The 20,017-nt window shown below is 67.0% G+C and carries 24 protein-coding genes and 2 riboswitches; of the genes, 12 read left to right on the top strand and 12 right to left on the bottom strand.

The window, feature by feature from the left end:
* Positions 1 to 55 precede the first annotated feature (55 nt).
* Positions 56 to 271, bottom strand: coding sequence for a hypothetical protein (locus AL3_RS11830; RefSeq protein WP_066300979.1), 216 nt, complete (start codon positions 269 to 271; stop codon positions 56 to 58).
* 72 nt (positions 272 to 343) lie between these two features.
* Here AL3_RS11830 and AL3_RS11825 point away from each other — a divergent pair, with 72 nt between their 5' ends.
* From AL3_RS11825 to AL3_RS11815, 3 genes are read left to right on the top strand one after another with little or no spacing between them, the layout of a single operon-like run.
* On the top strand, positions 344 to 802 hold the full coding sequence (locus tag AL3_RS11825; protein ID WP_066300977.1) for a MarR family winged helix-turn-helix transcriptional regulator: 459 nt from the start codon (positions 344 to 346) through the stop codon (positions 800 to 802).
* Positions 802 to 1,743 (top strand): 3-methyladenine DNA glycosylase, encoded by a 942-nt coding sequence (locus AL3_RS11820; protein WP_066300975.1) that lies wholly within the window; start codon positions 802 to 804, stop codon positions 1,741 to 1,743. The genes AL3_RS11825 and AL3_RS11820 overlap by 1 nt, the downstream gene beginning before the upstream one ends.
* A 31-nt stretch (positions 1,744 to 1,774) precedes the next feature.
* Positions 1,775 to 2,260 carry an SSI family serine proteinase inhibitor gene (locus AL3_RS11815; protein WP_066300971.1) on the top strand — a complete coding sequence of 162 codons (486 nt, stop codon included), beginning with the start codon at positions 1,775 to 1,777 and terminating at the stop codon, positions 2,258 to 2,260.
* Here AL3_RS11815 and AL3_RS11810 read toward each other — a convergent pair.
* A complete protein-coding gene (locus AL3_RS11810; RefSeq protein WP_246168348.1) occupies positions 2,226 to 2,738 on the bottom strand; it encodes a DUF4442 domain-containing protein in 513 nt (170 codons plus the stop codon). The two genes, AL3_RS11815 and AL3_RS11810, sit on opposite strands and share 35 nt — an antisense overlap.
* Positions 2,739 to 2,881: 143 nt before the next feature.
* On the opposite strand from AL3_RS11810, the gene AL3_RS11805 reads away from it, so the two are divergent.
* From AL3_RS11805 to purL, 4 genes are all read left to right on the top strand, one after another.
* Complete coding sequence (locus AL3_RS11805; protein WP_066300969.1) at positions 2,882 to 3,298, top strand: hypothetical protein; 417 nt, start codon at positions 2,882 to 2,884, stop codon at positions 3,296 to 3,298.
* Positions 3,299 to 3,511: 213 nt separating this feature from the next.
* Positions 3,512 to 3,766, top strand: a complete 255-nt coding sequence (gene purS / locus AL3_RS11800) for a phosphoribosylformylglycinamidine synthase subunit PurS (protein WP_066300964.1) — start codon at positions 3,512 to 3,514, stop codon at positions 3,764 to 3,766.
* On the top strand, positions 3,766 to 4,542 hold the full coding sequence (purQ, locus tag AL3_RS11795) for a phosphoribosylformylglycinamidine synthase subunit PurQ (RefSeq protein WP_066300962.1): 777 nt from the start codon (positions 3,766 to 3,768) through the stop codon (positions 4,540 to 4,542). Before purS ends, purQ begins: the two co-directional genes overlap by 1 nt.
* Complete coding sequence (gene purL / locus AL3_RS11790) at positions 4,542 to 6,854, top strand: phosphoribosylformylglycinamidine synthase subunit PurL (protein WP_066300959.1); 2,313 nt, start codon at positions 4,542 to 4,544, stop codon at positions 6,852 to 6,854. Before purQ ends, purL begins: the two co-directional genes overlap by 1 nt.
* 78 nt (positions 6,855 to 6,932) lie before the next feature.
* On the opposite strand, the gene AL3_RS11785 is transcribed toward purL, so the two are convergent.
* Both AL3_RS11785 and AL3_RS11780 read right to left on the bottom strand, forming a co-directional pair.
* On the bottom strand, positions 6,933 to 8,168 hold the full coding sequence (locus AL3_RS11785) for an acyl-CoA dehydrogenase family protein (RefSeq protein ID WP_066300955.1): 1,236 nt from the start codon (positions 8,166 to 8,168) through the stop codon (positions 6,933 to 6,935).
* Between the two features lie 61 nt (positions 8,169 to 8,229).
* Positions 8,230 to 9,468, bottom strand: coding sequence for an acyl-CoA dehydrogenase family protein (locus AL3_RS11780; protein ID WP_066300951.1), 1,239 nt, complete (start codon positions 9,466 to 9,468; stop codon positions 8,230 to 8,232).
* Between the two features lie 73 nt (positions 9,469 to 9,541).
* Positions 9,542 to 9,657, bottom strand: a riboswitch (SAM riboswitch).
* A gap of 263 nt (positions 9,658 to 9,920) precedes the next feature.
* Between AL3_RS11780 and AL3_RS11775 the strand changes: the two genes are divergently transcribed.
* Positions 9,921 to 10,451, top strand: coding sequence for a GNAT family N-acetyltransferase (locus tag AL3_RS11775; RefSeq protein WP_246168445.1), 531 nt, complete (start codon positions 9,921 to 9,923; stop codon positions 10,449 to 10,451).
* 452 nt (positions 10,452 to 10,903) lie between these two features.
* Here AL3_RS11775 and AL3_RS11770 read toward each other — a convergent pair whose 3' ends face one another.
* Both AL3_RS11770 and AL3_RS11765 read right to left on the bottom strand, forming a co-directional pair.
* Complete coding sequence (locus AL3_RS11770) at positions 10,904 to 11,479, bottom strand: DUF1990 domain-containing protein (RefSeq protein WP_066300944.1); 576 nt, start codon at positions 11,477 to 11,479, stop codon at positions 10,904 to 10,906.
* Positions 11,476 to 11,868, bottom strand: coding sequence for an MmcQ/YjbR family DNA-binding protein (locus tag AL3_RS11765; RefSeq protein ID WP_066300943.1), 393 nt, complete (start codon positions 11,866 to 11,868; stop codon positions 11,476 to 11,478). The genes AL3_RS11770 and AL3_RS11765 overlap by 4 nt, the downstream gene beginning before the upstream one ends.
* Positions 11,869 to 11,986: 118 nt before the next feature.
* Between AL3_RS11765 and AL3_RS11760 the strand changes: the two genes are divergently transcribed.
* On the top strand, positions 11,987 to 12,820 hold the full coding sequence (locus AL3_RS11760) for a DUF1206 domain-containing protein (protein WP_246168349.1): 834 nt from the start codon (positions 11,987 to 11,989) through the stop codon (positions 12,818 to 12,820).
* Here AL3_RS11760 and AL3_RS11755 read toward each other — a convergent pair.
* The 5 genes from AL3_RS11755 to AL3_RS11735 are packed head-to-tail and all read right to left on the bottom strand — an operon-like array spanning position 12,817 to position 17,870.
* Positions 12,817 to 13,692, bottom strand: coding sequence for a MetQ/NlpA family ABC transporter substrate-binding protein (locus tag AL3_RS11755; protein ID WP_066300940.1), 876 nt, complete (start codon positions 13,690 to 13,692; stop codon positions 12,817 to 12,819). The genes AL3_RS11760 and AL3_RS11755 overlap by 4 nt on opposite strands.
* Positions 13,693 to 13,730: 38 nt before the next feature.
* Entirely contained in the window at positions 13,731 to 14,945 is a 1,215-nt protein-coding gene (locus tag AL3_RS11750; RefSeq protein WP_066300937.1) for an acyl-CoA dehydrogenase family protein, read from the bottom strand.
* Positions 14,942 to 16,384, bottom strand: a complete 1,443-nt coding sequence (locus AL3_RS11745) for an LLM class flavin-dependent oxidoreductase (protein ID WP_066300935.1) — start codon at positions 16,382 to 16,384, stop codon at positions 14,942 to 14,944. Before AL3_RS11745 ends, AL3_RS11750 begins: the two co-directional genes overlap by 4 nt.
* A 21-nt stretch (positions 16,385 to 16,405) precedes the next feature.
* Positions 16,406 to 17,071: a methionine ABC transporter permease gene (locus AL3_RS11740; protein WP_066300930.1), complete on the bottom strand. Its 666-nt coding sequence runs from the start codon at positions 17,069 to 17,071 to the stop codon at positions 16,406 to 16,408.
* Positions 17,064 to 17,870 (bottom strand): methionine ABC transporter ATP-binding protein, encoded by an 807-nt coding sequence (locus AL3_RS11735; protein WP_066300929.1) that lies wholly within the window; start codon positions 17,868 to 17,870, stop codon positions 17,064 to 17,066. Before AL3_RS11735 ends, AL3_RS11740 begins: the two co-directional genes overlap by 8 nt.
* Before the next feature lie 103 nt (positions 17,871 to 17,973).
* Positions 17,974 to 18,075: riboswitch (SAM riboswitch) on the bottom strand.
* Between the two features lie 263 nt (positions 18,076 to 18,338).
* Between AL3_RS11735 and AL3_RS11730 the strand changes: the two genes are divergently transcribed.
* The 3 genes from AL3_RS11730 to AL3_RS11720 are packed head-to-tail and all read left to right on the top strand — an operon-like array spanning position 18,339 to position 19,569.
* A complete protein-coding gene (locus AL3_RS11730) occupies positions 18,339 to 18,686 on the top strand; it encodes a DMT family transporter (RefSeq protein ID WP_066300928.1) in 348 nt (115 codons plus the stop codon).
* Positions 18,686 to 19,003 carry a DMT family transporter gene (locus tag AL3_RS11725; RefSeq protein ID WP_066300925.1) on the top strand — a complete coding sequence of 106 codons (318 nt, stop codon included), beginning with the start codon at positions 18,686 to 18,688 and terminating at the stop codon, positions 19,001 to 19,003. The genes AL3_RS11730 and AL3_RS11725 overlap by 1 nt, the downstream gene beginning before the upstream one ends.
* 5 nt (positions 19,004 to 19,008) lie before the next feature.
* Positions 19,009 to 19,569, top strand: a complete 561-nt coding sequence (locus AL3_RS11720) for a DUF6434 domain-containing protein (protein WP_246168350.1) — start codon at positions 19,009 to 19,011, stop codon at positions 19,567 to 19,569.
* Here AL3_RS11720 and AL3_RS11715 read toward each other — a convergent pair.
* Complete coding sequence (locus tag AL3_RS11715) at positions 19,566 to 19,982, bottom strand: CoA-binding protein (protein ID WP_066300923.1); 417 nt, start codon at positions 19,980 to 19,982, stop codon at positions 19,566 to 19,568. The two genes, AL3_RS11720 and AL3_RS11715, sit on opposite strands and share 4 nt — an antisense overlap.
* Positions 19,983 to 20,017: the final 35 nt, after the last annotated feature.

Here is a 20,017-nt window from a genome sequence, read left to right as displayed (position 1 = left end):
AGGATAAAATTCCGCGGCCGCGGGGGAACCCCTGGACGCAAAAAACCGTGCGGATTCAGTCCGGCTTGCGGGGCAGGATGTAGCTGCTGCCGTCGGCCCGCGTGACGGTCTCCCACTTGGCCTTTTCTTCTGCCTGTTGGGCCTCGAGCAGCCGCTTGTTTTCCTCGGTCATGGCATGGTTCAGCGAAGAACTCTGCGCGGGGCCGAAAATCAGCCGGGCTTTGCCCGTTGTCCGCATAAACCGCGCGGTTAAGCTTTCCTTGCCTGCCATTTGACGTCCCTTCCGAGGTGTATCAGTAACCTACTGTACGCTAATTGTTAGTGCACTAAGGATCGGAGAACCGTGACGAACCCCGTGAACCAGGCAGAGGATCTGCTGCTGGAACACCAGCTCTGCTTTGCCCTGTCCGTGGCCTCCCGATCCGTCGTCGGGGCCTACCGCCCCGTCCTGGAAGACCTGGGCATCACCCATCCGCAGTACCTGGTGCTGCTGGCCCTGTGGGAGGACAGCCCGCGCACGGTCCGCAACCTCAGTGACACCCTGCTGATGGAACCTGCCACACTCTCCCCCATGCTCAAGCGGCTGGAAGCGGCCGGGCTCCTGACCCGGGACCGCGCGCCGGGCAATGACCGGGCCCTGGCGGTGAACCTGACCAGCGCCGGCCTGGCCCTGCGGGACAAGGCCGTGGAGGTGCCCGGCGCCATGATGGCGCGCCTGCAGCTCACCCGTGAACAGGTGCTCGAACTCAATGCCGCTATGCGCCGGCTCATCGAAGCCACCCAGCAGCCGCAGCTGGGATAATGGGCGGTGTGCAGCACTCTCCCGCCGTAACGGTCCTTGCCGAGGACCAGTGGCTCCCCCGGCAGGCGGCCTACGAAAAACGTGTCCGCCCCTTTACGGACGGCTACCTGCAGCGCCGGTCGGCCGGCCGGAAACATCCGGTCGAGGACTTCCTCTTCACCTACTACTCGCAGAAACCGGGGCAGCTGCTGCGCTGGCACCCGGGCGCCGGCGTCGTCCTCACCGGAGCCGCAGCGGCACAGCGGCTCGATTGGAAGTTCTACCGCCCGCTGGCGGACGGGGAACTCGCCGCTGCCGGGCTGAGCCCGGGCGGCACCGCTGTCACCGTGGACCTCGGTGCCTTCGCCGACGCCCGCGGACCGGCACTGGAGTTCACCCGGATGCTGCTTTCCCGGACCGCTGGCCGGAAAGCGTCGCTGGGCTGCTTCGGAATGCACGAGTGGGCCATGGCCTATAAATCCGACGTCAACGGCGTCCGCCACGAGTACCTGGGGCTGCGCCTGGGCGCCGAGGGCACCGATGCCCTGGTGGAACAAAGCCGGATCCGCTGCACGCATTTCGACGCCTTCCGGTTCTACGCGCCGCAGGCCGTAGAACTGAACGAGCTCACCCCCAGCCGCGAGAACCAGCGGGACCTCGAGCAGCCCGGCTGCCTGCACGCCAACATGGACCTGTACAAATGGGCCTACAAGCTGGTGCCGGTGCTTCCCGGTGAACTGGTGATGGACTGCTTTGAACTCGCCTGGCGGATCCGCGAAATGGACATGCGCGCCTCCCCCTACGATCTGCAGGACTGGGGATATGAGCCGATTCCCGTGGAGACGCCGGCCGGACGGGCGCAGTACGCTTCCGCTCAGCGGGCGTTCTCCGAGGAATCCCAGCAGCTGCGCGCCCGCATCCTGGACCTGCTGGGACCGCTCCAGGAACAGCTCTGCGGCTAGGCTGTACGCAACCAACCGGGAGGTCTCACCGATGCCGCACACGATCCGCCTGTCCCGCACTGCCCTTTTGCTTGCCGCCGCAGGCCTTGCCCTGGCCGGCTGCGGAGACGCAAACCCCGGAACCAGCCCGGAATCGCCGTCGTCATCTGCTGCTTCGCCCGGCAGCTCAGCCCCGGCTGCGGGCGCAACCTCGCTGACCGTGGAGCTGATGGCGGAGGGCGAAGCGGTCACTGACACCTGGACCCTGGAGTGCGACGGCGCCGCGCCGGTGGGTCATTCCGGCGCCCCCGATCCGGCGGCCGCCTGCGCGGCACTGGCCGAGCGTGGCACGGCGCTGATGGCTGAACCCGGCCCGGACGTTGCCTGCACCATGCAGTACGGTGGCCCGCAGCGGGCCACAGTCACCGGAACGGTGGACGGCGAAAACGTTGACGCCGCCTTCGCCTATAGCGACGGCTGCCAGATCAGCCGCTGGGACGCGCTTAGCGGGCTGCTCGGCCCGGCGGGAATGCAGTAGCGGCGGCCTTCACCGGGGTTTCCCGCTTGCGCCGGAGGTAAACCTGCTTGCGCACCCGGGCGACGACGTCGCCATCGGCATCCACGACCTCCACGGTGAACCACTCCAGGACCTTCGCCCCTCCGGCGGCTTCGTCCCGGAGCCGAACCAGGTCCTCCTCGGTGATGCGGAACCGGGCGTAAACATCGCCCTTGCCTGGTTTCACGAAGTCCACCTCGGCCGCGCGGTCCCAGATGATGTGCTCCTTACCCAGGTGGCGGAGCAGCAGCATCATCCAAAACGGGTCCGTCATCGCGAACAGCGATCCGCCGAAGTGCACTCCGGCCACATTGCGGTTCCACCAGTGCAGCCGCAGCCGCACGGTGACCGACATAAAGTCCGGCGGCAGGTCCGTGATCCGGATACCGGAAAAGGCAAAGGGCGGCCAGAGGTTCATGGACCGGCGCACAGCAGCGGGCTTGGCAGCAAGGAGTTTCACCGCTTCACCCTACAGAATGTGAGCTGCATCATTCTAAGTTCCAAGTTTCCGTTGGCGTGTTCTATTATTGAATCAGCTTGCTTACTATCCACGACACGGACCGCGCCCCTGCTGGAGCGCCGGAAATACCGGAGGAACCTAGATTGTCGATCGAAGCAACACCCGAACACCCGCAGCTGCCCGCTGCGGAAGCTCCCGCCGAGCTGGCGCCATGGTGCACCTACTGCGGAACAGATGAGTACCTGATCATCGAGTCGGTTGAACCCTCGACGACGGCGGATGCAGCTGAGTTCCTGGAAGTCAGCTACACCTGCGGCGAATGCGACCGCTTCTACGGCCACCCGGTCCGGCACTCTCCGCTCTGGGCCCGCAGGGTGGTTTCCGAGCCGGGCGAGGCGGAGTACCTGCACTGCGGCGAACCCATGCAGCCCAAGGACAGCCGGACCATCTCGCTCTTCGAGCCGCTCAGCACCGAGCAGGCTGACACCCCGCCGGAGGTCCGGCTGGAAACCACCATCCTGCGCTGCTCCTGCGGATTCCAGATCGAGCTTCCCGCCTAGGACTCCCCCGCCGGGCCCCGTACCCGAAGACGCTCAGAAGGTGCCCTTTTCGACTCCGAAGGGGGCACCTTGCTGCGTCTTCATCAGGGCGCCGCCGATGCGCCGTTACGTGGTGCTTAGCCTTAGAATGAAACGGCAAGCTCGCGGAGCGCTGGATCAGCGTGAGACGGCACATCCGCGGCCACACCCCTCTTTACTCACAGGAGTCACCGGATGCCCCGGATCGTTGTTGATGTTATGCCCAAGCCCGAAATCCTGGATCCGCAGGGCAAAGCCATTGCCGGCGCCCTTCCCCGCCTGGGCCTGACCGGCTTCACCGGTGTCCGCCAGGGCAAGCGCTTCGAGCTGACCGTGGACGGAGATGTCACTCCGGAAATCCTGGAGCAGGCCCGCACCGCGGCCGCCACGCTGCTCTCCAACCCCGTTATCGAAGACGTCACCCGCGTCGAAGTTATCTCGGAGGCCTGATTTTGAGCACCCCGCTGATCGGCGACTACTCCGCCGCGCCGGAAAACCCCGCCCTGCGCGCGGTCCGCGTCGGCGTGATCACCTTCCCCGGCACCCTCGATGACCGCGACGCCGCCCGGGCCGTGCGCCTGGCCGGCGGCACCGCCGTCGAGCTCTGGCACGGCGACGCAGACCTGCACGACGTCGACGCCGTGATCATCCCCGGCGGCTTCTCCTACGGCGATTACCTGCGCGCCGGCGCCATCTCCCGTTTCGCTCCGCTGATGGAGAAGGTGGTGGATGCCTCCAAGGGCGGTATGCCCGTGCTGGGCATCTGCAACGGTTTCCAGATCCTCACCGAGGCGCACCTGCTGCCCGGCTCGATGATCAAGAACGATCACCTGAAGTTCATGTGCCGCGACCAGCTGCTGCGCGTGGAGAACAACTCCACCGCGTGGACCTCGGCCTACGGCCAGGGCTCCGGCATGGTCATCCCGCTGAAGAACCAGGACGGCCAGTACGTCGCCGATGAAAAGACCCTGGACGAGCTGGAGGGCGAAGGCCGCGTGGTGTTCCGCTACGACGGCTTCAACCCCAACGGCTCCCGCCGCGATATCGCCGGCATCTCCAACGCCGCCGGAAACGTCGTCGGCCTGATGCCGCACCCCGAGCACGCCATCGAAGCCGGCTTCGGCCCGGACTCCTCCGCGTACGGTGACGTTGCCCTGGGCGGCGGCACCGACGGGATCGGCATCTTCACCTCAGTACTCACCTCGCTCGTTGCCGGAGGCAAATAATGACCGTTTCCGCAGGCTCCACCGCCGAGCAGAAGAAGTTCAACATCGACACCGTCGACCACGCGGCGTCCACCCCGGACACCCCGCTGCCCTGGGCTGAACTGGGACTCAAGGAAGACGAGTTCAACCGCGTCGTCGAAATCCTGGGCCGCCGCCCCACCGCAGCGGAACTGGCCATGTACTCGGTCATGTGGTCCGAGCACTGCTCCTACAAGTCCTCCAAGGTGCACCTCTCGCAGTTCGGCGAGAAGGTCACCGAGAAGATGAAGGAACACCTGCTGGTCGGCATCGGCGAGAACGCCGGCGTCGTCGACATCGGTGACGGCTGGGCCGTGACCTTCAAGGTCGAGTCCCACAACCACCCGTCCTTCGTGGAGCCCTACCAGGGTGCCGCGACCGGCGTCGGCGGCATTGTCCGCGACATTATTTCCATGGGTGCCCGCCCGGTTGCCGTGATGGACCCGCTGCGCTTCGGCGCGATCGACCACCCGGACACTGCCCGCCTGGTGCACGGCATCGTTTCCGGCATCGGCGGCTACGGCAACTCCCTGGGCCTGCCGAACATCGGCGGCGAAGTGGTCTTCGACTCCGTTTACCAGGGCAACCCGCTGGTCAACGCACTGGCAGTCGGCGTGATGCGGCATGAGGACATCCGCCTGGCCAACGCCTCCGGCACCGGCAACAAGGTGGTCCTTTTCGGCGCCCGCACCGGCGGCGACGGCATTGGCGGCGCCTCCGTGCTGGCCTCGGAATCCTTCGACGCCACCAAGCCCTCCAAGCGCCCCGCCGTGCAGGTCGGCGATCCGTTCGCCGAAAAGGTGCTCATCGAGTGCTGCCTGGAACTGTTCAAGGCCTCCGTGGTCGAGGGCATCCAGGACCTCGGTGCCGCCGGCATCTCCTGCGCGACGTCGGAGCTGGCCTCCAACGGCGACGGCGGCATGCACGTGGAGCTGACCAAGGTCCTGCTGCGCGATCCGACCCTGACCCCGGGCGAAATCCTGATGTCCGAGTCGCAGGAACGCATGATGGCCGTGGTCACCCCCGAGAACGTTGAGGCGTTCGAGGCGATCATGGACAAGTGGAACGTCGAGTACTCCTGGCTGGGCGAAGTCACCGGCACCGGCCGCCTGGTCATCGACTGGGACGGCGAGACGATCGTCGACGTCGACCCGCGCACCGTCGCCCACGAAGGCCCGGTCTACCACCGTCCGTTCCACCGCCCCGAGTGGCAGGACGGCGTGCAGGCTGACACCTTCCCGGCGGACGGCCGTCCGGTCGGCAGCGAAGCCATCAAGCAGGCCATCCTGGAACTCATGGCCTCCCCGAACATGTGCGACAAGTCCTGGGTCACCAACCAGTTCGACCGCTATGTGCAGGGCAACACTGCCCTGGCCATGCCGGACGACGCCGGTGTGATCCGGGTGGACGAGGAAACCGGACTGGGCGTGGCGATCTCCACCGATGCCAACGGCCGGTACACCTACCTGAACCCGTACGAGGGTGCCAAGCTGGCCCTCGCCGAGTCCTACCGCAACGTCGCCACCTCCGGCGCCCGCCCGATGGCCGTCACCGACTGCCTGAACTTCGGCTCCCCCGAGGATCCCGAGGTGATGTGGCAGTTCGCCGAGGCCGTCCGCGGCCTCGCCGACGGCTGCCAGGAACTCGGCGTGCCCGTCACCGGCGGCAACGTCTCGCTCTACAACCAGACCGGTGGCGTCGCCATCCACCCCACCCCCGTGGTGGGCGTGCTGGGTGTGTTCGACGACGTCGCCCGCCGCACGCCGTCGGGCTGGCGCGAAGACGGCCAGGCGATCTACCTGATGGGCGTCACCCGGGACGAGCTGAACGGATCCGAGTTTGCGAACCTGCGCGGCCACCTGGGCGGACAGCCGCCGAAGGTGGACCTGCAGGCGGAGAAGCTGCTCGGCGACCTGCTGATCAACGCCTCCCGCGACGGCATGATCGACTCCGCGCACGACCTTTCCGAAGGCGGCCTCGCGGCGGCCCTGGCCGAAATGGCGCTGCGCTTCGGCGTCGGCGCCCGGATTGGTCTGGACGAAGTGGCAGAACGCGACGGGGTGGACATCTTCACCCTGCTCTTCTCCGAGTCGCAGGCCCGCGCCGTGGTCTCCGTGGCCCGCAGCGAAGAGGTCCGGTTCAAGGACATGTGCTCGGCCCGCGGCTTCGCACACTCGCGCATCGGCGTCGTCGACACCGAGGTTGGGGCACTGGACTTCCAGGGCCACTTCACGCTGCCGCTGGATGAGCTGAAGGAAGCCCACGAGGGGACCCTGCCGAAGCATTTCGGCTAGTCCTTCCTGCGCTTCTGCGAAAACACCCGCCCGGGATTCCCGGGCGGGTGTTTTGCGTTGCGTGCGCGGCGGCGCCGGCTATCCCGGCTGCGGCCCGCCGGCTTCTGACTGGTCCGCTTCGCCGACGCCCCAGATGAACGGTGGTTCAGTCCCGTTGACTTCCCAGTCCCCCACGATCCGGGCCTTGTAAATGAACGGATTGTGGGTGGCGGCCGTGCGGGCATTGCGCCAGTGCCGGTCCAGGGCCTTGCCGGCACTGGTGGAGGACGCGCCGAGGGCATTGAAGACCGCTCCCGCGGCGTCCGGCACCAGCGTGCTGAGCACGGTCTGGGCCCGCGCTGACTCCAGTTCGGCAGCAATGTTGGCGGCCTTCTCGACGGCGCCGTCCTGCTCCCGGGCCGCGAAGGCACGGTCCAGGCTGCTGGCCACGCTGAGGGCGGCAGCGCGGGCAACGTAGGCCTTTGCGCTGATTTCCCCCACCACCTGCAGGATTTGGGGATCGTGCCGGACCAGCGGTGCGTTGCCGTGGCCGAAGACCCGTTTGCGCTCCCGCACCTGGGTACCGGCGTCCTCAACGGCCGCCTGCGCGATTCCGGCGAGCACCACCAGCAGGACGTGCTGGTAGAGGGCGGTCTGGTAAGGAAAACGGTCGGTGAAGGCAAAAACGTTGACCGGGTCCACAGGGGCACCGGTGAAGATGGTGGTGCCGCTGCCGGTGAGCCGCTGGCCGAAGCCGTCCCAGTCGTCGTAGGTCTCGACGCCGGCCGCCCGGGTGGAGATGATCACCGACACCTGCGAACCGTCCGGCCGTTTCGCCGTGACATCGATCCAGTCGGCGAAGATGGTGCCCGTGGTGTAGAACTTCCGCCCGTCGAGCACCAGCCCTTCCTGCGTTTCAGCCAGCAGGGTTGCCGTGCCGCCGGCCCCGGGTTCGGTCCAGGCGTTGCCTGCCAGCTCACCGGCGGCGAAGCGCCGGAGCCAGCCGCTGCGGTCCGCGCCCCGGCCGTGGTGGTACAGGCTGTCCTCCACCAGGGCGAAGTGTCCGCGCAGGGCCTGCGGAATATTGCTGTCCGCCGCGGCCAGCTCAATCAGCAGACCGGTGAACTCCACCCAGTCCAGGCCGTCCCCGCCGAACTCGGCCGGAATGCGGGCGGCGCCAAAGCCTGCCTCCCGCAGCCAGCCGATCTGTTCAAACGGAAGCTCCCGGGCGAGTTCGCGGCCCAGCGCGCCGGCGGCAATGCGTTCAAACACCGGACGGTACTTGGCGGCGGCCCGTTCATAGGCCGTGGGGGTGTCGGTGAGGATCTCAGTCATAGTGGTGCTCCTGGGTTCGCCCATCCGGGCAGGGTGGAAGTGGCTCCGTCGCAGCCCGGGCTCAGGTGTAGAGCGAAATCGGCTGGACCTCGCCGAGCAGGTAGCTGGCACCCACCTCGACCTTTTTGTAGTCAACCGGATCATGCAGGCTGTGGGTGCGGACGTTGCGCCAGAACAGGTCCAGTCCCACCTCTGACTTAGCCGAGGATGAGCCAGTCACCTCGAAGATGCGGTTGGCCGTGTCCACGCCCACCTCGCTGGAGACAACTTTCAGCCGGGCGATCTCGATGGCATGTTCCGCGCGTGCTTCGGCGGTGAGCTGGCCGCCGGCGGCAATCACGCCGTCGAACCTGCGGTTTGTCCGGTCCGCCAGTGCTTCCACCGCCGCGATCCGGGAGTCCAGTTCCCCGTAGACCCGCTGGGTCAGCGGGTCCTGGGCGTAGGTTTCGGCACTGGAAAGGAACCAGGAATTCCTGCGTCCCAGCGTGATTTCACGTCCGCGGGCCAGGGCTCCCTGGGCAATACCGAGATAGAGGTTGCCGAAGGCCAGCTGAATGTAGGGCGTGACCAGTGTGGAGAAGGGTTCCTCCCCCACCTCTCCGATGATGTCCTCGGCGGTGATCCGGACCCCGGTGTACTTCACCGAACCGCTGGCAGAAAGGCGCTGGCCGAGCGCGTCCCAGTTGCCAAGGTATTCGATGCCGGCCCGGTCGTGGTCGACGGCGAGTGCCAGGAATTTCCCCTGGTCTTCGCCGGCGGAGACCACCGCGTTGACCAGGATGGCGTTGCCCACGGAGGCACCGGTGGAAAAGTGCTTGATGCCCTCCAGCCGGTAACCATCGCCGTCGGGAATGAGTTCCAGGTTGGGGTCCACCGGGTTCACCGAATCGCCCCAGGACCAGCCGGCCTGGGCCGAGCGGCGGAAGAGCCGCTCCTGCACCGATGCACTGCCGTAGAACACGACGGCGCCAAGGTTGGCGTAGTGATAGGCCAGGATCTGCGCGATCGACGCGTCGGTGCGCGCCAGGATGCGCACGGCGTGCAGTGCGCTTTCCCAATGTCCGCCCCGGCCGCCCCACTCCGCTGGGATGATCAGGTTGAGCAGTCCCGAGCGCCGCAGCAGGTCCACCTCGGCGTGCGGATCAGCGTTCCGGCGGTCCCGTTCCAGGACATCCGCAGCCAGTGCGGCGGCAACGTCCTCGGCGGTCCTGCGCCAGTGGTCCAGCTCCTCTGCGGAAGCGTGTCCGTTCCAGGGCGAGCGGGCTGCCCGCAGGTTTACTTCGGTGTCGACGATGGTCATATCGCGTCCTTCAGTCAAGGCACCCGCTGCCGGCGCGCAGAACCACTCGGTTGGTGAATGCTGCCGTCGAAGGGGGCCGTACTTGCCTGGCACGGTTTCTGTGCGCGGCCGGATCCTCATCTGGGGCACCCCGCTACGGGAGAGGGTTGCCGCCCAACCAGCCAGAGCTTGCCGTTGGGACTCTTGATCTTGGAGACGAGTATGCCCCTGGGGTTGCCGCAACGGGTAGGAAGTGAAGGTCAATGACGTTCCGCTGCCCCGTGTTACGCGGGCGGGCATAACGTCCGGGACCGGCCTGGCGTCCCTGGCCCCGGCCCGCCGGGCCCGGGCGGCGGTTCGGGCGCAGGAACCCGCGGATTCCAGGGGCTTGCAGAAACTGCGGACTCTGGATATTTTTGCCGCAGAATGAGCGTTTCCACGCGTATCGATGGGGAAGAATATTCATCGTGACCATGATTTCTGAGGAGCAGGTGCCTGCGGGCAGCCTGCAGTCCGACCGGCTGGAGCTGGCGGAGATGTCAGCGGCAGACGTTGATGCTTTGATTGCCGGTATCCGCTGTCCGTCCTGGGCTGATGACTTTCCGCAGGCCATGGATGAGGACGCGGCTCAGCAGTACTTCCAGGCGGGGCTGCTCGGCCCGCAGGCCGGGACCTTCGGTGCCCGGCTGATCCGTGAGCGCGGCGGGACAGCGGTCGGCACCATCGGCTTCCTTGGCCCTCCGGTCGACGGCGCCGTGGAGGTCACCTACAACATCGTGCCGTCACGGCAGGGTCTCGGATACGCGACTGAGGCATTGATAGCCCTCAGCCGGTTCGCGCTCGCCCAGCCGGGCGTCGAACGGGTGACCGCGTACACCGACGAGCAGAACGAGGCATCGCAGGCGCTCCTGCTGACTTCAGGGTTTATGCCGGTGGAATCCTCGGGTCCGGACCTGGCCTTTGTGCTGCACCGCAAGAGCCAGCTGCCCGACGCCGAGGGGTGAGCTGGTAGGGTCGCCCGTAACTTTCAGGGGGACAGACGTGAACACCAGGACAGATGCACGGACGAAGCGGGCGAAGTTTCTTGCCGGGTTGCTGCTAGTGGTCATGGGACTGGTGTCCATCAGCGTGACTCTTCCATACCTGTCCGGCGGCAGCGGGTGGGACGCCGGAGTGCCGTGGGTCGCCACCGGCTGCGGCGTTCTGGCCACCGCCGGCGGGCTCTGGTGGCTTGCGCAGTCCCGGCGGAATCCAAGTTCCTCACCTCGTGCCAAGGAACGGGTGCTGCGCGGCCGGGGCGGAAGCTTCAACTTCAGCGTTGCCCTGCTCGGCGTGTGCGTTCTCATGCTGGTCGTGGCAGTTCTGTTTCTGGAGCAGCCCACGGTAAGCACCGGGCTCCCTTCGCTACTGGCGTTCAGCCTGGTCAACGGTCTCTTTGTTGTCCCGCCCGAGGACGTTACGCCTTCCCCAATGCCAGACGGCGGGCCGTCCGGAAATACCGGTTCGTAAACATCTCCTGGGTGCGCCGGTTCAGCGGCCCGCCGGCGGCGATGAGCAGGTTGGCGGGACGGCTGAAGGCGGCGACGCGGAAGAACAGCTGCCCGTCCTCGCTGAGCTCGACGTAGAACCCTTCCTCCCCTGCCTCGGGATGTCCGCGCAGGGTGCCGTAGCCGAAACCGGCCCGCTGGCCAGGCACCGGGCGGCCGGCGTCGTCGACCACCGGTTCAGTGCTCCACAGGACCCGGCACGGCGCGTGCCAGCGCAGCTGCCCAATACCCACACCGGAGGACATCTCCAATCCCGGACGGGCCCGGGGAGTACCGGCATCCACCCGCAGCCCGCTGCCGCGGTGCAGGTCCCAGCCCAGCACACCATCCACCAGGCGCAGGAATCCCTTGCCCGGATCCGGCACCCGCACGCGTTCTTCGCGCAGCACCAGGCGGTAGTGCCGGGGCCAGCCGCCCTCCAGCGGCATCGGGTACGGGCGCTCGGTCCGGCCGGGGTCCGCATAGGTCAGTTTCCGCTGTGTCATCCCCCGGCCAGGCCCTTCCAGGCCAGGGATTCCCGGTCCCGGCGGGGCAGGGAAGCCACCACCAGGTCATAGGAGTCCTCCACGAGGTTCCGCACCAGCTCATCCTCCAGGCTCCCGGAGAGATCCAGCTGGTTCCAGTGGGTTTTGTTCATATGCCAGGCTCCGGTGATTTCCGGGTGCACGGACCGCAGCTGCTGGGCAAGGTCCGGTTCACACTTGAGGCTGATCATCAGGGGGTCTCCGGAAAGCGCCGAGAGAGCGAACATTTTGGCCGCCCGTCCGGCACCTGCGGCCCGGACCTTAAACACGGAGGACTCGGGCCCGAAGGGGAAGTCCTCGAATGTTCCGGTCAGGGACAGGCAGTACTGCCTCAGGGTTGCGGCGTCCATGAATCGACCTTAGCGCCGCGTAGGTCCCGCGCACCACAGATGGCAGGATGGAGAAACCACTAAGCACACGCACTACTTCGGCGGCCCCACAAGGCGCCGGCAACCTTTGGAGGACGGATTGGGCAAGGACCGGACGAACGCCGGCGGGAGCAGGATGACGCACGCCGCGGAGCGTGCTGCCGACTCCAAGTCATTTGAGCGGGCCGCGCGCATGGGCTACGTGGCCAGCGGCTTGCTGCACGCCCTGATTGGCCTCATCGCACTGCAGATCGCCTTCGGTGACGGCGGCAGCGCCGACTCCTCGGGTGCGATGTCCGCTCTCGCTTCCCGGCCGGGCGGCATCTTCCTGATCTGGGCCTGTTTCCTCGGCTGCCTCGCGCTGGCGTTCTTCCAGATCACCCGCACCTTCCTCGATTCAGCCGGCAGCCGGAAGGACGTCTGGAAGAAACGTGCCACCGATGCCGGCTCAGCCGTGGTCTACGGCGCGATCGGCGTCAGCTTCGGCGTTTTCGCGCTCGGCGGTTCAAGCGACAGCGGGCAGAACCAGGCCACCTGGACGGCCCGGCTCCTCAGCCAGCCCTCCGGCCAGATCCTGGTGGGCCTGATCGGAGCGGTGGTCGCCGGCATCGGAATCTACTTCGTCTACAAGGGCGTGATGCGGACGTTCCGGAAGGACCTTGGACCGGTTCCGGGCGGGACCTGGCGGCGCGCCGTAACCATCACCGGGATCACGGGCTTCACTGCCAAGGGCATCTCACTGCTCATCCTGGGCGGCCTGGTCATTACGGCCGCCGCCACTGCTGACCCGCAGAAGTCCAGCGGCCTCGACGGCGCCCTGCACGCCTTGAAGGAGGCGCCCCAGGGTTGGCTGGCGCTGGGCGCCGTCGGGGTGGGACTGATCTGCTACGGCTTGTACCTGGGCATCATGCGGGCCCGGTTCGGCAAGCTCTAGGCCTGCCACCAGGCGTCGAGTTCCGCCAGCGGGTCAGCGTCCCACGGCGTGGGCAGCACCCCGCCCATGTAGCCGGCGAACCATTCCTTGACCTCGGGTGACTGGTACGCCTCCTTGAGCGCCGCGGCCTTTTCGGATTCGGCGAACTCCGCGGTTCCGGCGACGACGCAGCGGAAGGGAATCTGGTCGGCTTCCTTTTCGAACGCCAGGGCGTCCTCCGGCGTGTGCCCGATTTCCGCGGCCAGGCGCACGAACAGGAACCCGGCGTCCACGTCCGGCAGTGTCTTGGAGAGCGACTGCTGGTCCACTTCCACGAAGGTCAGGTTCTTCGGGTTGGCGGTGATGGTCTCCTGCGACGTGTGGATCACACCCACACCGTCCTTCAGTTCCAGCAGTCCGGCGTCGCGCAGCAGCAGCAGGGCGCGGCCGTTGTTCGAGGGGTCCACGGGCAAGGCGATACGTGCGCCGTCGGGCAGTTCCTGCAGGCTGGAGTAGCGCTCGGACCAGATGCCGCCGGGTGAGCCGTAGACGTAGAACAGCGGCTGCACTTCCAGGTTCTGGTCCACATTGAACTGCTGCAGGTACGCGCCGTGCTGGAAGTAGTTGGCATCGAATTCGCCGTTGGAGACGGCCAGGTTCGGCTGCACGATGTCGGTGACGTAAGTGGGTTCCAGCGTCCAGCCCTTGGCCTTGAGCAGCTCGACGGCGATCTTCGTCGGCTCCTGGTAGGGGGCGGACTCGGTGACGATGATCTTGATGGTCTTGTCATTCGCGGCAGACGCTCCGCCGGTGAGGCCGCAGCCGGTGGCGGCGGTGAGCGAGGCGGCGCCTGCGCCGGCCAGGGCCAGCTTGAGAAAATTCCTGCGTTCCATGGTTGTCCTTCGTATGGGGTGGGTGACGTGCGTGATGGTTACCGGTAGGCGGAGGGAACGGGTTCGGTGCCGTTGAGGAAGTAGCGGCCGAGTTCGTTGTATTTGTAGGCCACCGGATCGTGGAGGGTGTGGGTGCGCACGTCCCGCCAGTAGCGGTCGAAGCCGTATTTGCTGCCCGCGGCCCGGGCTCCGGTGACGTCGAAAATCCGTGCCGTGACGTCCAGGGAGACTTCGTGCGCGGTGATCTTCGCGGCGGCGATCTGCTCCGCCACTCCGGCGCGGTCCGCGGCGGTCAGCGCCTCCCCGGCGTCCCAGGCCCACTGCAGGGCAGTGGTGGCCTGGTCGACGACGGCGGCCAGGGACTGGACCCGGGCGGCGAAGGAGCCGTAGTGGTTCTGGATAAACGGATCCTCCGCTGCGGTCTCCACCTCGGCGTGGAACCAGGGCCGCGCGCCGGCGAGTGTGTAGTCCCGGGCCGCCAGGACGGCACCCTCAGCGGCCGCCAGGTAGGCGTGTGCGAAGAGCAGCTGGAAGGCGGGGGTGGTGAGGACCTGGTGCGGCTGCCTCTCGCCGTCGTGCGCTCCCAGGTTGGTGATCACGTCCGTGTCCGGCACAAACACATCCCGGAATTCGATGGTGTTCGTGGCCGTGAGCCGGGAGCCGAGCACGTCCCAGTCATCGTGCCGGATCACACCCTCGGAGGCGGTGTCGATGACCAGCGCCAGCCGGTCACCACCGTCCACAACCGCCCGGCCGTAAATCCGCTCGGCCACCCGGCTGCCGGTTGAGAACGGCTTTTTACCGGTGACAAGGTAGCCGCCGTCGACGCGGCGGGCGGTGGCCTGCGGTCCCTGCGGCGTGCCGGTGGAGGACCAGAGCCACTGCTGGGCCAGGCATTCATCCGCGAGTGCCTGGCCGCGTTCCGCGTCCAGGTCGATGTACGGGAAGGACTGGAAGATGTAGTGGTATCCGAGCAGCTGGCCAAGGGAGTTATCCGCCCGCGCGATCCGCTGCACAATCTCGAACGCCGTTTCCCAGTCGATTCCGGCCCCGCCGAAGCGGGTGGGAATGGTCAGCGGCAGCAGCCCGGACCGGCGCAGGACTTCCACTTCGGTGAAGGGCGGCTTGTTCGCCAGGTCCCGTTCCAGGGCATCGGCCCCGAGGATGGCGGCGGCCTCGTCGGCCAGCGCGAACCAGTGCTCCTGGCCGGCGCTGGTGCTGCGGCCGTAACGGTGGAGCAGGCTGGCGGTCATCGGGTTTCTCCTGCGGGTACAAGGCCGGGGTGTTCGGGAGCGGCGGCGGTGAAGGCGCCCCGGAACCGGGCGGCCGGGTGGCGCTCGTTCAGCAGCGGTCCGGAACCGGCGCCGAAGAGCTTTTCCCGCAGGGTTCCCGGCGCGTACCCGCTCTGGGCCAGTCCGCGGCGGCGCAGCTCCGGCAGTACGCCGTCGACGAAGTCGGTGTAGGAGCCCGGCAGGATGGCGTTGATGATGTTGATGCCATCCACTCCGGAGTCCTGCCAGCGCTCCAGCTCATCGGCAATCTGCTCCGGGGTGCCGGTGATCTGCTGCGCTTCGGTCCGGTAACGGGCCACATCGGCCAGGGTCGGGTTGCCGCCGGGGGTGGAGTCGATGATGGCCTGCAGCACGCCGCGCCCGCCCTCCGTCTGCACGTCGCCGAGCGGGGTCTGCAGGTCCAGCCCGCCCAGATCAATCCCCAGGCCGCCGCCGATGTGCGCGATCACGGCGTCCAGATCAAGGTATTCGTCCAGCTCGGCCTTCTTCCGCTGCGCTTCGGCTTCGGTGCCGCCCACCACGAAGGAGAGTCCGGTGAACACCAGGACGTCCTCCGGCAGGCGCCCGGCGTCGACGGCGCGGGACCGGACACCGGCAGCCACCTTGGCGGCGTGGGCGGGGTTGGGCGCGAAAATGAAGGTGGCTTCGGCGTTGGCGGCCGCGAACTGCTGGCCGCGGCCGGAACTGCCGGCCTGGAAGAGCACGGGGGTGCGCTGCGCCGAGGGTGCGCTCAGGTGCGGTCCGTCGATGGAGTAGCGCTCGCCGCGGTGGTGGATCTTATGGACCTTCTCCGGGTCCGCGTGCACACCGCTGGCCTTGTCCTGGATCAGCGCGCCGTCGTCCCAGGAGCCTTCCCACAGCTTGTACACGGCGGCGGTGTATTCGTCCGCCCAGTCATACCGGCGGTCGTGTTCCGTGAGCCCGGCGCCGTCGAAATTGCGGTGTGCGTTCTCCAGCACCGAGGTGACGATGTTCCAGCCGGCGCGGCCGTTTGTGAGGTGGTCCAGTGTGGACATCTGCCGGGCGAACTGGAAGGGGTGGCTTTGAACCACCGACGATGTCGCGGCCAGCCCGATGTCCTTGGTGGCTCCGGCCAGCGCGGCGAGCAGCAGCACCGGATCGTTGGCCGGCACCTGCAGGCCGCGGCGCACATGGGAGGCCCAGCCGCCGTCGTGGTTTCCATACAGGCCTACGACGTCGGCGAAAAAGAGAGCGTCGAACTTCGCCGCTTCGAGCTGCCGGGCCAGGTCCGTCCAGAAGCCGAGTTCGTTGAAGCGGTGCTGCTCGGCCTCGGGGTGGCGCCACTGGCCGCCGCGGATGTGGCTGGTGGTGTTCATCAGGAACGCGTTGAGCAGCAGGCGCGGCCGCGGCCCGGAAAAACGGGTGCTGGGGATAGGCATGGTGGTTCTTTCGGTTGAAGGCTAAAGACGCTTGTCTGCGCGCCGGGAAATCCAGGAGCCGCCCAGCTGGACGGCCTGTACCAGCAGGATCATCAGGATGATGGCGGTGATCATCAGCCCGGTCTCATAGCGGTAGTAGCCGTAGCGGATGGCGAAGTCGCCGATTCCGCCGCCGCCCACGAGCCCGGCCATCGCGGAATAGGAGATGAAGCTGACCGTCATGATGGTCACGGAGCTGATCAGTCCCGGCCGGGCTTCCACGAGCAGGACGTCGCGGACAATCTGGCTCCGGGTCGCGCCCATGGACCGCGCTGCTTCCACCACTCCCCCGCCGAGGGAGGTGATGTTCTGCTCCACGAACCGGGCAAAGTACGGGATCGCGTTGATGGTCAGCGGCACGATCACCGCCGCGGTGCCGATGGTGGTGCCCACGACGAACCGGGTGAACGGGATGATGGCGATCAGCAGGATCAGGAACGGGAAGGACCGGACCAGGTTGACCAGCGAGTCCAGGATCCGGTGCAGCTTGGGTTTGTGGACCAGCCCGTTGGGGCCAAGCGCATACAGCAGCACACCCAGCGGGGTGCCGATCAGCACCGCCAGCGGAATGGCCACCAGGAGCATGATGCCGGTCTGGCCCAGCGCGGCGAGCAGTTCCGGCCAGACTTCGATGATGCGCTCAAGCATGGTGGGCTCCTTCGAGCCGGCCGGCGGCGGTTCTTTCGGCACGGTCCAGGCTGATTTCATCCGAGATGAGGTAGCGTCCGATCGAGGTGGCGGGGCTGAACCCCGGCCGCTGCAGCTCGGTGAGCGCGAACTGTTCCACCACGCGCCCGTCCTCCATCACCGCCACGTTGTCCGCGATCGCCTTGATGACATTCATTTCGTGGGTCACCACCACGATCGTGATGCCGAAGCGGGCGTTCACGTCGCTGAGGTACTGCAGCACGGAGGCGGTGGTCCGCGGGTCGACGGCGGAAGTGGGCTCATCACACAGCAGCACCTTCGGTTCAGTGGCCAGGGCCCGGGCGATGGCCACCCGCTGCTTCTGCCCGCCGGAAAGCTTGGCCGGGTACGCTCCCGCTTTTTCGGACAGGTCGACGACGGCGAGCGCCTCGAGTGCCCGGCGGCGGCGCTCCGCAGCGTTCCTGACGCCGGAGAACTTCAGGGAAAGCTCCACGTTCTGCGCCGCGGTGCGGTTGTTAAGCAGGTTGAAGTGCTGGAAGATCATGCCGATCCCGTGCCGGGTGGCGCGCAGGGCTGTGTCATCCAGTGCCGTCACGTCCACGCCGTCCACCAGGACCCGGCCGGAGGTGGGACGCTCCAGCAGGTTGATATTGCGCAGCAGCGTGGATTTTCCGGCCCCGGAGAAGCCGATGATTCCCTGGATGCTGCCGCGCGGGATCTCCAGTGACACGTCATCCACGGCGGTGAAGCTGGATTCTCCGGTGCCAAAAACGTTCGAAACATTCTCGATCCGAATCATGCCGTCCTCCTTCGGTCATTGCCCGGCAAGAGGTGAGCACCGCACGGCATCCCCATGGGTGCGCTGAGGCGAACCCATGGGGGACCAAAAGAAAGCGGGTGCTTCTCCATCGGTCCTGGCGGTAGCACCCCTGTCCTCCGCAGGATTACGGAAGGGGTTGCTGCGGCGTCATGGAGCCAGGTCTCTCAGCCGCTCTGGATGGTTATGGGTCCATAAAAGCCGGGGATGACCCGGATGGACAAGAAGATTTCCGTGTATGGCCCGGTGCGTCGCTCTGTGACGCACCCGGCGTCACACTACGGCTTTGTGACGTCACGGGAGCGGCGGGCCTTTCCTGCGCTCCGGGGCGGCATCCCGCCGGATGCCGCAGGTAGGGCAGGATGGTTTTGTGTCGTTTTCCGAACTTTCTCCCGGCCCTTCCCGGGCGGATTCCCGGGCAGCATCCGCCGCTGCCGGTCCGGGCCCCGCATGAGGGGCTGGCTTTTCCTTGGGTGTGCCATCGTGCTGGAGGTTGCCGGTTCCCTCTCGCTGAAAGGCGCGCTCTCCGCACCCGGCTGGTACGCCGTCGTGGTGACCGGCTATGTGGGCGCCTTCGTGCTGCTTTGGGCCACGCTGCGGACCGGAATGCCGCTGGGCGTGGCCTACGGAATCTGGGGAGCTGCCGGCGTCGCGCTGACCGCCGTGATGTCCTTCTTCCTGTTCGCGGAGCCGGTGACGCCCCTGATGGCCCTGGGCATCCTGGCCATCATGGCCGGCGTCCTCTGCGTGGAGCTGGGACGGCAGGCGGCAGAGAAGCGGTCAGGAGGAGAGGCGTAATGGCGTGGCTCTTCCTCTGCACGGCCATCGTCTTCGAGGTGGGCGGCACCCTGTGCCTGCGGATGTCCCTGGACAACAAGCGCTGGTACGCCGGTGTTCTCACGGGCTACCTGGTGGCCTTCACCATGCTGGCCCTCACCCTGGCCGATGGGATGGCCCTGGGAGTTGCCTACGGAATCTGGGCCGCTGCCGGCGTGGCGCTGACCGCGGTCCTGGGACGGATCCTCTTCAAGGAACCCCTGACCTGGCTGATGGGGCTGGGCATCGTCCTGATCATCGGCGGTGTGCTCCTCGTGGAGATCGGTGCGGGAGGATAGGAGGCGTGACTCTTCCCGAACGCCCCGCGCTCACCCCCGCTCTGAGCGGGGCAGAGTTCCGCCGCTGGTACTGGCTCAAGGAGGAGCTGCAGGCCTTTGCCCGAAGCCAGGGGTTGCCCGCTTCGGGGTCCAAGGAGATTCTGGCCGGGCGGACCGCGGCGTTCCTGGACGGCAAGCCCCTTCCGGCCATGCCGGCCCAGGCCGCCAGGAAGGACCGGGTCCGCCGCCTGCTGCCCCCGCTGACCATCCACACCGTGATCCCGGCCGGGCACCCCTGCAGCCAGGTCCTGCGCGAGTTCTTCGTTAACGCCCTTGGCCCCGGGTTCCGGTTCGACGCGCCCATGCGGGAATTCTTCGCCGGCAATGACGGCACGGCGACAATGGGCGCTGCGCTCGACCACTGGCATGCCACCCGGGACAGCGCTGCCCGCCCGATTGGGGCGCAGTTTGAGCTGAACCGTTTCTCCCGCGGCTGGCACACCCGCAATCCGGGCGGTACCCGGCAGCAGATGCTTGCGGCCTGGAAGGCCCACCGCTCCCTGCCTGTAGACCAGCGGCTGCCCTAGAGTCCGTAGCGCCCGGCTTCGATCACCGGGCAGGTATCCATCACGACGTCGAGCCCGGCATTGTGCGCGCGCTGGGCTGCCGCTTCATCCACCACACGCAGCTGCAGCCAGACGGCCTTGGCACCGGCTTCGATGGCCTGGTCCACAATGCTGCCCACCCTCGCGGAGTTCACAAAACAGTCAACGACGTCGATCTGGCCGGGGATTTCGGCGAGGCGGGTGTATCCCTTGTTTCCGTGGACGTCCTCACCCTTGAGGTTGACCGGGATGATCTCCATCCCCAGCGTCTCCTGAATGAACCGGGAGACGCCCACGGCAGGGCGCATCGGGTTGTTGGACAACCCCACCACGGCCCATCGCCCCCGGGCGGAGAGTAGCCGGGAAATGACCTCGGGATCGTTACGGTGCGTCATGTGGCCGCTTCCTCCGGTCGGTCGGGCTGAAGACA

The organism is Arthrobacter luteolus NBRC 107841 (assembly GCF_001552075.1).
Taxonomy (GTDB): Bacteria; Actinomycetota; Actinomycetes; order Actinomycetales; family Micrococcaceae; genus Arthrobacter_B; species Arthrobacter_B luteolus.
This window is presented reverse-complemented; position numbering and strand designations above follow the sequence as displayed.

Excerpts from the sequence above, each read along its gene's own strand:
- AL3_RS11770 (WP_066300944.1), bottom strand. The coding sequence starts at position 11,479 with ATGACACAGCGGAAACTGACCTATGCGGACCCCGGCCGGACCGAGCGC.
- AL3_RS11740 (WP_066300930.1), bottom strand. The coding sequence starts at position 17,071 with ATGCTTGAGCGCATCATCGAAGTCTGGCCGGAACTGCTCGCCGCGCTG.
- AL3_RS11815 (WP_066300971.1), top strand. The coding sequence starts at position 1,775 with ATGCCGCACACGATCCGCCTGTCCCGCACTGCCCTTTTGCTTGCCGCC.
- AL3_RS11755 (WP_066300940.1), bottom strand. The coding sequence starts at position 13,692 with ATGGAACGCAGGAATTTTCTCAAGCTGGCCCTGGCCGGCGCAGGCGCC.
- AL3_RS11735 (WP_066300929.1), bottom strand. The coding sequence starts at position 17,870 with ATGATTCGGATCGAGAATGTTTCGAACGTTTTTGGCACCGGAGAATCC.
- AL3_RS11745 (WP_066300935.1), bottom strand. The coding sequence starts at position 16,384 with ATGCCTATCCCCAGCACCCGTTTTTCCGGGCCGCGGCCGCGCCTGCTG.
- AL3_RS11785 (WP_066300955.1), bottom strand. The coding sequence starts at position 8,168 with ATGACTGAGATCCTCACCGACACCCCCACGGCCTATGAACGGGCCGCC.
- AL3_RS11725 (WP_066300925.1), top strand. The coding sequence starts at position 18,686 with ATGGCGTGGCTCTTCCTCTGCACGGCCATCGTCTTCGAGGTGGGCGGC.
- AL3_RS11715 (WP_066300923.1), bottom strand. The coding sequence starts at position 19,982 with ATGACGCACCGTAACGATCCCGAGGTCATTTCCCGGCTACTCTCCGCC.
- purS (WP_066300964.1), top strand. The coding sequence starts at position 3,512 with ATGCCCCGGATCGTTGTTGATGTTATGCCCAAGCCCGAAATCCTGGAT.
- AL3_RS11765 (WP_066300943.1), bottom strand. The coding sequence starts at position 11,868 with ATGGACGCCGCAACCCTGAGGCAGTACTGCCTGTCCCTGACCGGAACA.
- AL3_RS11730 (WP_066300928.1), top strand. The coding sequence starts at position 18,339 with ATGAGGGGCTGGCTTTTCCTTGGGTGTGCCATCGTGCTGGAGGTTGCC.
- purL (WP_066300959.1), top strand. The coding sequence starts at position 4,542 with ATGACCGTTTCCGCAGGCTCCACCGCCGAGCAGAAGAAGTTCAACATC.
- AL3_RS11820 (WP_066300975.1), top strand. The coding sequence starts at position 802 with ATGGGCGGTGTGCAGCACTCTCCCGCCGTAACGGTCCTTGCCGAGGAC.
- AL3_RS11780 (WP_066300951.1), bottom strand. The coding sequence starts at position 9,468 with ATGACCATCGTCGACACCGAAGTAAACCTGCGGGCAGCCCGCTCGCCC.
- AL3_RS11830 (WP_066300979.1), bottom strand. The coding sequence starts at position 271 with ATGGCAGGCAAGGAAAGCTTAACCGCGCGGTTTATGCGGACAACGGGC.
- AL3_RS11750 (WP_066300937.1), bottom strand. The coding sequence starts at position 14,945 with ATGACCGCCAGCCTGCTCCACCGTTACGGCCGCAGCACCAGCGCCGGC.
- AL3_RS11775 (WP_246168445.1), top strand. The coding sequence starts at position 9,921 with ATGATTTCTGAGGAGCAGGTGCCTGCGGGCAGCCTGCAGTCCGACCGG.